10 protein-coding genes, 1 riboswitch and 2 other annotated features are annotated in these 12,360 nt (G+C 31.0%); of the genes, 2 read left to right on the forward strand and 8 right to left on the reverse strand.

The features are described from left to right. Window positions 1–60: 60 nt before the first annotated feature. The 5 genes from J418_RS0100530 to J418_RS0100550 form a co-directional block, all read right to left on the reverse strand. A complete protein-coding gene (locus tag J418_RS0100530; protein WP_017752172.1) occupies window positions 61–918 on the reverse strand; it encodes a MetQ/NlpA family ABC transporter substrate-binding protein in 858 nt (285 codons plus the stop codon). A gap of 123 nt (window positions 919–1,041) precedes the next feature. Continuing rightward, window positions 1,042–2,217 carry a DEAD/DEAH box helicase gene (locus J418_RS0100535; protein WP_017752171.1) on the reverse strand — a complete coding sequence of 392 codons (1,176 nt, stop codon included), beginning with the start codon at window positions 2,215–2,217 and terminating at the stop codon, window positions 1,042–1,044. Between the two features lie 78 nt (window positions 2,218–2,295). Then, complete coding sequence (gene ilvA / locus J418_RS0100540) at window positions 2,296–3,507, reverse strand: threonine ammonia-lyase (protein ID WP_017752170.1); 1,212 nt, start codon at window positions 3,505–3,507, stop codon at window positions 2,296–2,298. Between the two features lie 99 nt (window positions 3,508–3,606). Next, window positions 3,607–3,882, reverse strand: a binding site (T-box leader). A 46-nt stretch (window positions 3,883–3,928) separates the two neighbouring features. Beyond that, window positions 3,929–4,450 carry a peptidylprolyl isomerase gene (locus tag J418_RS0100545; RefSeq protein WP_017894561.1) on the reverse strand — a complete coding sequence of 174 codons (522 nt, stop codon included), beginning with the start codon at window positions 4,448–4,450 and terminating at the stop codon, window positions 3,929–3,931. 89 nt (window positions 4,451–4,539) lie between these two features. Beyond that, the gene (locus J418_RS0100550; protein WP_017894562.1) at window positions 4,540–5,421 is read right to left on the reverse strand and encodes a DMT family transporter; all 882 of its coding nucleotides are present in this window, start codon (window positions 5,419–5,421) and stop codon (window positions 4,540–4,542) included. A gap of 281 nt (window positions 5,422–5,702) precedes the next feature. Between J418_RS0100550 and J418_RS0100555 the strand changes: the two genes are divergently transcribed. Then, window positions 5,703–6,848: a hypothetical protein gene (locus tag J418_RS0100555; protein WP_017752167.1), complete on the forward strand. Its 1,146-nt coding sequence runs from the start codon at window positions 5,703–5,705 to the stop codon at window positions 6,846–6,848. 122 nt (window positions 6,849–6,970) lie between these two features. Here the strand turns inward: J418_RS0100555 and asnB are convergent, their stop codons facing one another. The 3 genes from asnB to J418_RS0100570 all read right to left on the reverse strand — a co-directional run bounded on the left by asnB (window position 6,971) and on the right by J418_RS0100570 (window position 11,752). Further along, window positions 6,971–8,560 carry an asparagine synthase B gene (asnB, locus tag J418_RS0100560; protein ID WP_017894563.1) on the reverse strand — a complete coding sequence of 530 codons (1,590 nt, stop codon included), beginning with the start codon at window positions 8,558–8,560 and terminating at the stop codon, window positions 6,971–6,973. Between the two features lie 47 nt (window positions 8,561–8,607). Next, window positions 8,608–8,883 (reverse strand) — a binding site (T-box leader). A 300-nt stretch (window positions 8,884–9,183) separates the two neighbouring features. Further along, window positions 9,184–10,716 (reverse strand): methyl-accepting chemotaxis protein, encoded by a 1,533-nt coding sequence (locus J418_RS0100565; protein ID WP_017894564.1) that lies wholly within the window; start codon window positions 10,714–10,716, stop codon window positions 9,184–9,186. 49 nt (window positions 10,717–10,765) lie between these two features. Then, window positions 10,766–11,752, reverse strand: a complete 987-nt coding sequence (locus J418_RS0100570; protein WP_017752164.1) for a 3-oxoacyl-[acyl-carrier-protein] synthase III C-terminal domain-containing protein — start codon at window positions 11,750–11,752, stop codon at window positions 10,766–10,768. A 126-nt stretch (window positions 11,753–11,878) separates the two neighbouring features. Further along, a riboswitch (cyclic di-GMP riboswitch) is annotated at window positions 11,879–11,968 on the reverse strand. A gap of 233 nt (window positions 11,969–12,201) precedes the next feature. On the opposite strand from J418_RS0100570, the gene J418_RS15985 reads away from it, so the two are divergent. Next, complete coding sequence (locus J418_RS15985) at window positions 12,202–12,285, forward strand: putative holin-like toxin (RefSeq protein WP_235807140.1); 84 nt, start codon at window positions 12,202–12,204, stop codon at window positions 12,283–12,285. The last annotated feature ends 75 nt before the right edge of the window (window positions 12,286–12,360 follow it).

The following is a 12,360-nucleotide window of genomic DNA, read 5'->3' on the forward strand; positions in this document are numbered from 1 at the left end:
TATTGCAAGGTAAACTTAATGGGAGTATTAAACTCCCATTAAATAAAATAAATTCATTTTTTATTTTATACCATACTTGTTTACATACCACTCCGGTTTGTCAAAAGACTTAAATTCTCCATTTTTATCTTCAATAGTATTTTTAAATTCTGTAGATTCTACAGCGGACTTTAAATCTTTTCCTAAATCTTTGTTTAAATCCTCTGTCCTTACTGCTACTACATTTTTATAATTTTCTTCTAACTTTTCTACTGCTAAAGCTTTTGAAAAATCCATTCCTGCTGATATAGCATAGTTACCTGTAATAAGTGCTATATCAACACTGTCCAAACTTCTTGGTTCCTGAGCCGCCTCTATAGGAACCAACTTCAGATTCTTTTTATTTTCTGTTACATCATTTTGTGTCGCCTTGGTCTCATCAATATTATCTTTAATCTTAATTAAGCCTTGATTTTTAAGTAATGTTAAAGCTCTTGCCAAATTTGAAGGATCATTTGGTATAGCTACCTTGGCTCCATTTGGTATGTTTTGCAATGATTTTATTTTATTTGAGAATATACCCATACCAGCTGTTGGCACAACTATAACTGCTGATAATTTCAAGTTATTATCCTTAGAAAACTTTTTCAAGTATGCTGTGTGTTGAAATAAATTAGCATCTATCTCTTTATTAGCCAATGCTTTATTTGGCTGAACATAGTCACTAAACTCTTTAACAGTTACTTTATATCCCTTTTTTTCAAGGGATGGCTGTATTGCCTTTCTAACCATGTCACCATAAGGTCCCGGGCAAACTCCTATAGTAATATTCTTTGTCCCATTTTTACTTGAACTATTATTGGTTGAACCACAAGCTACTGTTCCCAATGTTAATATAGCTGTTAATCCAATTAATAAAACTTTTTTCAACTTATTCATTGTTTGTTTTTCCTCCTAAATACTTCTGTATAATTATTGATGATTACTATACTTAATTCTATTCTCATAGAATTATTATATAATTAATTTTTTATTTGTCAATATTTCTGCTGCATTCGTTGATTAATAATGATTTTTTCTTATATTCCTACTAGAGTTACCTATAGAATATGGATGATCTTTAATTATCGGTATTGAACATGATATGGTTTTTTGAATATCCGAGAGATACTCTCTTTCTTCATCATCACAAAATGAAATTGCAATTCCCTCTGCTCCTGCCCTTCCAGTACGTCCAATTCTATGAACATAGGTCTCTGGTGTATCCGGTAAATCAAAGTTTATTACATGAGATATTTTCTCCACATCAATTCCCCTTGCCGCTATATCCGTCGCCACTAAAACCCTTATCTTCTTTTCCTTAAAATTACTTAGAGCAAGTTGTCTTGCATTTTGTGACTTGTTTCCATGAATAGCCTGAGCTTTTATTCCGACTTTAACAAGATCTCCTGTTATTTTATTTGCCCCATGTTTTGTTCGGGAAAATACAAGAACAGATTTAAAAGATTTGTCCTTTAGCAAATGAACAAGCAGGGACGTTTTGCTCCTTTTTCTTACAAAATATACTTCCTGTTTAATGGTATTAATGGTAGATGAAACAGGTGTAACTTCCACTTTAACTGGTTTTACGAGAATAGAATCCATTAATTTTGAAATTTTTTTTGGCATAGTAGCAGAAAATGCCATGTTATGCCTACTCCTTGGCAGTTTTGCTATAATCTTTTTCACATCATGTCCAAGGCCCATATCAAGCATTCGATCTGCCTCATCAAGTACAAAAAACTTTATATTCTGTAAATTTACGTATTTTTGCTGTATTAAGTCCAGAAGTCTGCCTGGTGTTGCAATCAAAATATCTACTCCGGCTTTTAACGCATTTGTTTGTGATTTTTGTGAAACTCCACCAAATATAACAGTATTTTTTAACCCCGTATATGTTCCGTACGCCGTAAAACATTCTCCAATTTGTATGGCTAATTCCCTGGTGGGAGCCAATATCAAGGCTCTAATACTTTTTGAAGATCTCTTTTGTATTATTTGTTCATTATAAACAAGCTGTAATATGGGAACAGCAAAGGCCGCAGTTTTCCCGGTACCTGTCTGGGCACATCCTTCCAAATCATTTCCTTCAAGTATAACTGGAATACATTGTTCCTGTATAGGAGTAGGATTAGTATATCCCTGGTTCTTTAAAGCTTTTAAAATAGGTTCAATAATATTTAATTTTTGAAATAACATTTTTCTCCTTCTAAAAACAAAATTAGGTGCGATAAGCGCTATGGCATTAATAGCCACAGCGTTTATTTAAGTTGATCCTTAGCAAACTCTATGTACATCATACCCATGATCATTTAATTTCTTAACTATATCTTCTATATGCTCATATCCATTTGTCTCTACCGTTACTTCCAGACCTACATGTTTCAATCTATCCACTGATTTAAATTGATTATGCTCCAATTTTATTACATTAGCTCCTTCTTCTGCTAGTATTTGAGCTATTTTAAGAAGTTGTCCTGGAGTATCCTGAAGATTAACTGAAAAACAGAATATCCTTCCTCTTGAAAACAATCCCTTGTTTAAAAGTGAGGCTATTGTTACCACATCTATATTTCCTCCACTTATTAAAGATACTACTTTTTTGCCTTTAAAATTTAATCTCTTTAATGCTGCAAGAGACATTGCTCCTGTTGCTTCTGCTATAAGCTTATGCTTTTCCAGAATAACAAATACAGCTTCCATAAGTTCCTGATCACTTACTGTAACAATTTCATCTACATATTCTTTTATTACTTCAAATGTAAGATCTCCAGGTTGTTTTACTGCAGCTCCATCTGCAATAGTATCAACTTTATCTGCATAAGTAAGTTTACCTGTATCAAAGGAAATCTTCATTGGATTTGCACCTTCTGCCTGAACTCCTATTATCTTTATATCAGGATTAATGGATTTAGCTGCTACTGATATTCCACTTATTAATCCGCCTCCACCAATTGGTACAATTATGGCATCTACATCTTTTAGTTCGTCTATTATTTCAAGTGCTATAGTTCCCTGTCCTGCCATTACATCTACATCATTAAAAGGATGAACAAAAGTATAACCATTTTCTTCTTTAAGTCTTTTGGCTTCTTCATAGGCCTCATCATAAACTTTACCTTTAAGTACTATGTTTGCACCATAGTTTTTAGTAGATTGAACCTTTATAAATGGTGTAGTCTCAGGCATTACAATTGTTGCCTTAATTCCAAGTTTCTGTGCAGAGTATGCAACTCCCTGTGCATGATTTCCTGCTGATGAAGCTATTAGTCCCTTTTGTTTTTGTTCATCACTTAATTTACTGATTTTATTAGATGCACCTCTTAGTTTAAATGCTCCAGTAATCTGAAGATTTTCAGGCTTTATGTATACTTCATTTCCACTTTCTCTACTAAATTCCGGGCTATATATCAATTTAGTTTTTACACATATGTCTTTTATTCTCTCTTTAGCCTCTAATACATCCTTTAATGTTAAATCTACTTTCATGATTTAAAATCCCCCTTTTTGTATTTAATATTACCATTAGTTTGTATATTTTTTAAAATAAAAAATCTTTCGTCCCTATAAACATAATAATATTATGTTTATAAGAACGAAAGATTAACTTTCCGTGGTACCACCTTATTTGCAACTATATGTATCAGCTGCCTCTCATTCAGGTCATTATTCAATAAACTTGTGATATTTACTTACAAACCCAAACCATATATCGCTGGTATACGTCCTTGTTTACTTGGAAAAACCTTTCTACTTGGAAGCTCCGAAGTGATAAACAATATTTAAATCAACGCCAACTTACACCTTATATTGGCTCTCTTAAGTCAATCCACAAAATATTTTCCTCTTCATCACAGCTTATGTTATCTATAATACACTTTGATAAGTATATTATTTTTCTTTAAAATTGTCAACTTATTTTTTCAGGTTCATCATATTGTACATCAAAAGTTTCTACAGTAACCTTTTTCATTTTCTGATCTTCATACGGCTTATCATTATAGTCTGTTTCCTTCAATACTATATCACTTACTGTCTCAATTCCTTCTATAACTTTTCCAAATGCAGCATAACTTCCATCAAGATGTGGTGCATCATCTGTCATTATAAAAAATTGTGAGCCTGCAGAATTTGGATCCATAGTCCTAGCCATAGATATTACACCTTTTTTGTGTTTTAAATCATTTTTAAAATCATTTGATGAGAATTCACCTTTAATTGAGTATCCCGGGCCACCTATTCCTGTTCCCTCCGGATCTCCTCCCTGAATCATGAATCCAGGTATAACTCTATGAAAAATTGTATCATTATAAAATCCATTTTTTACTAGTGATATAAAGTTATTTACTGTATTAGGTGCAATTTCAGGATAAAGTTCTATTTTTATAATCTTTTCATTTTTCATTTCAATTGTAACTATAGGATTTTTCATTGGTTTGCCTTCTTTCTATAAATTAATATTGTGTTTATTATATGTATATACAATAAATTTTATTGCAGCCGCTGTCAAGCAACACGACTTTATTTTGTATTAAGCTTTTGAAATAAAATTGATCCTCCTATAATAATACATCCACCAACTATAGTTATATAAGATGGAATTTCTTTAATTACAATCAATCCCATAATTGCAGATAGTAGCGGTGTAATGAACATGAAATTTGTAACAGTAGTAACTTTTTTTGTTTTTGACATAGCTGCCATCCATATTAAATAGGCTATTGCCCCAGGCAAAAATCCCAAGCAGGCAACATTCAATATTTGCAGTATAGGAGCTTTATATAATTGTATTAACCCATCTTTCAAAAAAATGCCCAGCAATATAGTGCCTGCAAATATACTATATGTAGTTGATTGAAGTGAAGTATATTTTTTCAATATCTTACGCTGCAGCATATTATAAATTGCAAATGAAAGAGCCGCTCCCAGCATCCAGTTAACTCCTCTGTTAATTGCAAATACACCATTGTTTACTGCAATAATAATTATACCTGAAAACTCTATTGCTATTGCAAACCAGCATATCTTATTGATTTTCTCTTTATAAAATATCATTGCAAGAACAGCCGTTATAATAGGAACTGTACTAATAAGAATGCTTGAGGTAGATGCGTTCAAACTTACCGAACCTTTATTAAATGCATATATATAAAATGAAAATCCTGTAAATCCTGCCAGGAAAAATATAGGAATATCCTTTATACTCGGCAATGAAATTTTTTTAATAACTGCAAAAACAATCAATAAAATACTTGCAAATAAATATCTGACCGCTCCCAATGATTCAGGTGTGAAATTTACAAGGGCTACTTTCGTAAACACAAAGGCAGATGCCCATAAAATAACTGTTATAAAAGCATATAACAATACACTTCTATTTGTATTGCTCGTTGTATCTGTCAAAGAATCACACTTCTTCCCATATTAAATAAAATAGTATTGCAAAATATTATTTTTTATAGTATATATAATTTAAAGCAAATTGTCCAAGTTTAATTGTACTTTCCTAAATTTATCTTCTATAATTCCTTTTCAAAGGTATTTTATTTTAAATCAAGGAATATAATTTTATATAAATTGTTAACATTGGTAAACTGGGTTTGACACGCGTATCTATCTAATTTATAATTTAATTGCATATTGGGGGAAAATTTATTTGGAAAAAATGAGGAAGCGAAAATAATATGATAAATATAATTAAAACTGCTATTATAACTATAACGATATCGTTTATATCCGGGCTATTGTTAGATTATTATAAAAATTTAGCACCCAGGCTATTGTGTAATATAGGAAATGGTATTCCGCTAAAAGTAAACGGTGAAAAAATTTATGCATACATTATTACAATTAAGAATACATCAAAAAAAATAATTCATCAGTTAAATATAGACATACAAAGTTCCCAGGATAATTTAAAAGTTGGAGATTCAAAGATAACAAAAGGTTTGAAATTTGATTCTTCAGTAAAAAACAACTCTTTGGATGTTTATATACCCTTTTTGAGCAAAGGTGATAAGTTTTCAGTTACTTTATATGTAAAAAATCAATACACAGCTCGCAATCAACCTGTTATTGCCATTAGATCTCCTGAAAACTTCAAGAAGGTAGACTCTTCAGGACAAAAAGGTTTCTTATCTTCATTGGTTAATATACCTGAAAATATAGGCAACCTAGTTTCAGGGACAAGTAGAGAAAATAAATCGGCAGCTCCTGATAAAAAAAGAGAGACATTCTATAGAAAGAATACAGGTAAAACAAAAAAAATACTTATAAGTATTGTATCAATTGTATTGGTTGTACTTATTGGAATTTTAGCAAAGTACTATTTAAGTGGAACACCTGACAATACACCGACTTCAAATACAACTACCAGCGTTCCAACTCAGTCCAAGGATAAAAAAGATACAACAGGATCTTCATCTGGGCAAAAGACTAAAACTACTGATACAAATACATCAAAATATAGAAAAAATGATAGTACAAATACATCTAATACTGGAAGTAATAAAGAAAATACATCTACGGAGGATTCAACATCAACTTCAAATACAAATACATCAATAGATGGAACTAATCCAAAATCGTCATCAGGTACAAATAGTTCAAATACCGATACGAATGCAGATACAAAAACATCAAATAGTGGTACAAACTCAGATAAAAGCACAAATTCAAATACATCTACAGATGGGACTAATTCAAATACACATACATCAACGGATGGAACAAACTCAAACACAAACCCAAATGGAAATACATCAACAAGTGGATCCAGCCAAAATAATAATACATCCACTGGTGGAACGACTTCAAATAACAACAAATAGTGTGGGCTTACAAAGATACTTGATAGTTACAAATAAACAGAAATGTGCCTTAGAAAATATAAATTAATGTATTTTCCTAAGGCACATTTGTTTTAATATATTTATTAAATTGGATTTTTTAATTATCTACCACTGGCACCATAGTTTGCTAATACTCTCGCACTAGGGTCGTTTACGTTACATCCTTCCCATTCTTTGTTTGGCATCCAGAAATCCACTATCATTTCTGCTTGTCCTGGATAATATTTTTCAAAAATTTCTCTGTATAACAATGATTCTTTTGTGAATGGTTCAGCATGATAATCATATTTTTTACATGTTTTTTCAAATTTCTCGTCAGAATAACATGTTTCTGCATATTCCTTTAAATAGTCTACCATTGAATGTCCTACAGCATCACTAAATGCTGCTTTTTCACGATATAAAATATCTTCTGGCAGATAATTACCTTCAAATGAATGTCTTAAAAGATATTTGCCCTTGTTGTATTTGTTTAATTTCTTTTCAGGGTCAATAGCCATAACATATTTCACAAAATCTATATCTCCAAATGGTACCCTTGCTTCTAAAGAGTTTGAGCTAATACAACGATCTGCACGAAGAACATCGTACATATGAAGTTCCCGTATTCTCTTTTGTGATTCCTTCTGAAATTCTTCTGCATTTGGAGCAAAATCAGTATATTTGTAACCAAATAATTCATCGGAAATTTCACCTGTAAGAAGAACCCTTACGTCAGAAATCTTGTGTATTTTCTTACAAATCAAATACATTCCCATACTTGCTCTTATTGTAGTAATATCGTATGTTCCAAGAATTTTAATAACCTCATCAAGTGATTCAAGTACTTCTTCTTTTGTCATGTAAACAACAGTATGATCACTATGAATGTAATCTGCAACTTCCTGTGCGTATTTCAAGTCAATTGCATCTTCACTCATGCCTATGGCAAATGTTTTTATTGGTTTTTCAGGATTCATTTTTTGAGCAACCGCACATACTAGTGAACTATCTAAACCACCACTTAACAAGAAACCTACAGGAGCATCAGCATCCATACGTTTTTCTATAGCAGTTACCAACTTATCATGAATTTTAGTACAAATAACTTCCAAATCACCTTTGCAATAATCTCCTTCTGTTGCTGCTATATCGCAATAGCATGTAAATTTTCCATCTGCATAGTAATGTCCTGGTGGAAATGGCATGATCTTGTCTGTAAGACCAATTAGATTTTTTGCTTCACTGGCAAATATTATTTTACCTGATTCTGAATAACCATAGAATAGAGGACGAATTCCAATTGGATCCCTTGCTGCAATATAACTGTCTTTTTTTCCATCGTATATAACAGTTGCAAATTCCGCATCTAATTTTGAAAACATATCTAATCCATATTCATAATACATGGGAAGTAATATTTCACAATCACTATCAGAAATAAACTTATGTCCTTTTTTTATTAGTTCATTTTTGAGTTTACGGAAGCCATAAATTTCACCATTGCATATAGCCGCATCCACATTTCTTGTAAATGGCTGCATTCCACTAAAACTTAAATCCATAATAGAAAGTCTTTGAAATCCAAAAATGCCAGATGGCAAAGTAAGAATTTCAGTCATGTCCGGTCCTCTCGACTCAGTTCTCTGCAATGCAGATGCAAATTTTTCATGTTTCATGTCTGTTCCCGTATAACACATAATTGTACACATATTAATATTCCTCCTCAGATATAAAAGTAGCGCTAATTCGTCTTAATTAATAGGACGAATTAACGCTTATCCGTGGTACCACCTAATTTACCATATCATATTGGTCTCTTTCCAGTTCTACTGGTATCCAAATAACGCATGGAATACGACTCTCCTACTTTATCTGAACCTTTCTCAAAAGTTTGGTTTAAAATACAATCTACAGATATTTCAGTTTGCAACTCAGGAGTGTTATTCAAAAAAACTCTGCCACTGAGTTCACACTATCCTCAGCTCACTGTTGGTGAAATATCTTTTTTACTTGTCTCCATCATAGCTTTTCTTTGATGAGTTTAATTTTAAACTGTATGCCTAACTTTGTCAATACCTTTTTTATTATAATTACACCTTTATCTTAACATTATATAGTTTACTTTTAGAATAATCTTGTAAAATTAATTATTTTTAAGGTTATTATTTAACATTTTAATTTTAACATGCAATTAATCAGCATTATGTACAGTTTTAAGCCAGTATGCAATCATAATAATGATTTTGTTATGAATAAGCAAGCCAATGTCAATTAATACAGAGTGCCCATATATTCAGCAGATCAATTTATTAAATATATGGGCATTTCAAATTTATTTAACAAGCTTATTCATATCTTCAGCAACATTTCTAAGTTCATTAATATTAGCCTCAATTTCTTCACTGGTAGCAGCATTTTGAGAAATTGTTTCTGTCACCATTTCATATTTTGAAATTGTACTCTTAGTTATATTTGATATTTCTTCATTGAATTGAACTACATTTTTAGTTTTTGTAAATAGCATATTAGATGCTTTATTTATGTCCATTATATTATTACTAAATAACTTCAAGTCAGAAGTCATTTTATTTACCCCTTTTACCGTTTCAGTTATAATATTATTTCCATCTTTAGAATGTTGGTTATTATTACTCATTTGTTCCTGAACTATATTAATCTTGTTCTTCAATTCATTTACTATTGTGCTTGCCTGATCAAGTGATCCTTTCGTTCCCTCCGCCAGCTTTCTTATTTCATCTGCCACTACAGCAAAACCCTTGCCATATTCACCGGCTCTTGCCGCCTCAATTGAAGCATTCAAGGCAAGAAGATTGGTTTGTTCTGATATTCCACCAATAAGATTCAATATTTCATCTACTTTTTTCGATTTTTCTTCTAAATCTTTTGTTGACTTAAATGTATTTTCTATACCATTTTTTATATTCATAATAATTAAAAGTGTATCATTTAAAGATTTCTGATTTTTATCTGTAGTACTGATAAAATCATTTATTTTGTCCTCACTGTCCCTGGTCTTATTAACAACTACCTCATTAGCATCCAGCAGCATATTTAATACCTCTTTATTTCTACTTGATTTGTCAAGCATATTATCTGAATCTCTGGACACTGACTTGGTTGACTCTGAAATTTCCACAAGCGAACCAGTCTGTTCCTCAATAGCAGAACTTAAATTTTCACTTGACGACAAAACAATATTAGAAATTTCAGATATTCTATTAAAAAGATCCAACAATTTTTGATTTTCTGATTTAATTTCAGTTTCTTTCTCGGTAATTGATTTCAGTAATCTGGACGCCATGTATACTGCCATAAAAACAAGTCCAAAAGTTATAAAAGTAGCAGCTACTATCATTATTGGATCTGCAATACCCAGGCTTTTATACTGAAGAATAGAAGGGTTATGGATAAACACTATTGTTTCACATAAAATACTTAAAACTATTGATGCCACAATCATCTTCAAATCAAAAAGCAATGCTCCGAGGACAATAAAAAAGAAAATTATAAGCCATACGGAATTCAAGTGCATCGTAAAATTAAGGTATAAATATTGAAAATAAGTTATTATCAAAAGTGCAATTTTCGTTGAATTAAATCCTTTTGCATTGAATTTTCCTCCACCAAGTGTCCATTTATAGCACTTGTAAAATACAATACCATAAATGATAACAAGTATTCCGAGAATAATTATGGCATATACACTTATGTCATTGTTAATTCCTGCTAATTTCATCGTGGAAAACATTATGAATGACATAATACAACATACCATATAGATTATCAGTACAGTTTTGATGGATTTTTTATTAAATTTTTTTTGAAAACTTTCGTTAGAATTCATTTAATACCACCCTGTAATAAATTTTATTTTTTATAACATATTTCATTATCTAATACTTATATAAAATTACTATACCCTGGGAACCGGCAGCAAATGTCCAGATCATTATATAATCTCCCCTTTTGACTTTATTTTTCTTTATTGACTCATATAGAGCTATAAAAGGACTGCTTGTACCTGTATATCCATATTTATTGCCTATATATATACTTTTATCTTCATCTATATTCATTAATTCTCTTATCTTTTCTATATTTCCAAGTGCAAGTTGTGAAAAGCAAAACATACTAATATCATCTTTTGTCAATCCATTGTTTTTCAACATTCTTATCATAATTTCAACTGCGTTAGAAACGAAAAAATCACTATTAAAAGGCTGCCATTTCAAGTAAAGTCCATCCACATTTTTAGACTTTAAAAAACTAGAAAATCCACAACTTGGATACATGACCTTATCAATTATAGATGTGTGAACATAATACTCATTATCAATTAAACCACAATCATCATTTACCTTCTCTAAAATCATAGCACAAGCTGCATGTCCATAATTTCCATAGCATAATTCATTATTAGGATCAACCAATGCATTATCATCATCACATCCAATAATCAAAGCTCTCTTGGCACGTTTGGATGACATCAGGTAATTCGACATGTTTTCTAAAGCAATAGCCATACCTGCACAATTTGCATTCACATCAATACACATTACATTTGATCCCATATTCAATTTTTTATGTATTAGGATTGACGTTACAGGGACTATGTATTCAGACAATATAGATGAATATACTAACACATCTATTTCGCCCCCTTCAAGGTTTACATTTTTCAATGCGGTTTTTGATGCATTTATGGCTAAAGACAAGCTTGATTCGCCATCATCAAACATATACCTCTTGTCTCTTCCCATTACATCAACAAGTAAATGTTTTATATCCTTACCCTGTCTTTTAAAATGCTCTAAATAAACATCATTTGAAACAATTTTTGATGCATGACAAACATCGATAGAACTTAATCTTACTCCCATACTGTGTCCTCCTTAAGAAATATACTTTATTCTACATTTTGATTATGTTTTAAAAAAATAAGAAGTGCCCATTATTAAATAATAGGCACCAAAAATATACATATCGACTCTCATATATAAATATAATTTGGAAGCCTGGCAATCATAGAAAAATACTTTTTCTTCAGACCCATAGCTTTGCGGCCTTACCTTTCGATAAGTGTGCTATTATCAATATATTATATTGTTATATTACACCCAAATTTTACAAAATTCAATAGTAATATCTATATTTTCACAATTTATTTCTTTTTTTATAATATATATTAGAGTAACAAATAATACTAACTGTAGAATTATCCTATTAGACATGCTATAATTTACTAGTACAATTAAATATGTTGCTTGTGGGCTGCTGGTATCACTCATCCCTTTTGAAGAGAGGTGATACAATGAGTAATGACATCTTGATGTTGCTTTTCGAAGGAGGACTTTTCCTCATTTCACTTCTAACATTCATAGTTTTACTTATTGAGAAAATCTCAAAAAAATAGTAGCCCCGTCCGCAAATGGAGACTACTATTCTTTATTTATATTATAACACATTTTATGATTTAAAATCATATTTT

Source organism: Clostridium tyrobutyricum DSM 2637 = ATCC 25755 = JCM 11008, assembly GCF_000359585.1.
GTDB lineage: Bacteria > Bacillota > Clostridia > Clostridiales > Clostridiaceae > Clostridium_B > Clostridium_B tyrobutyricum.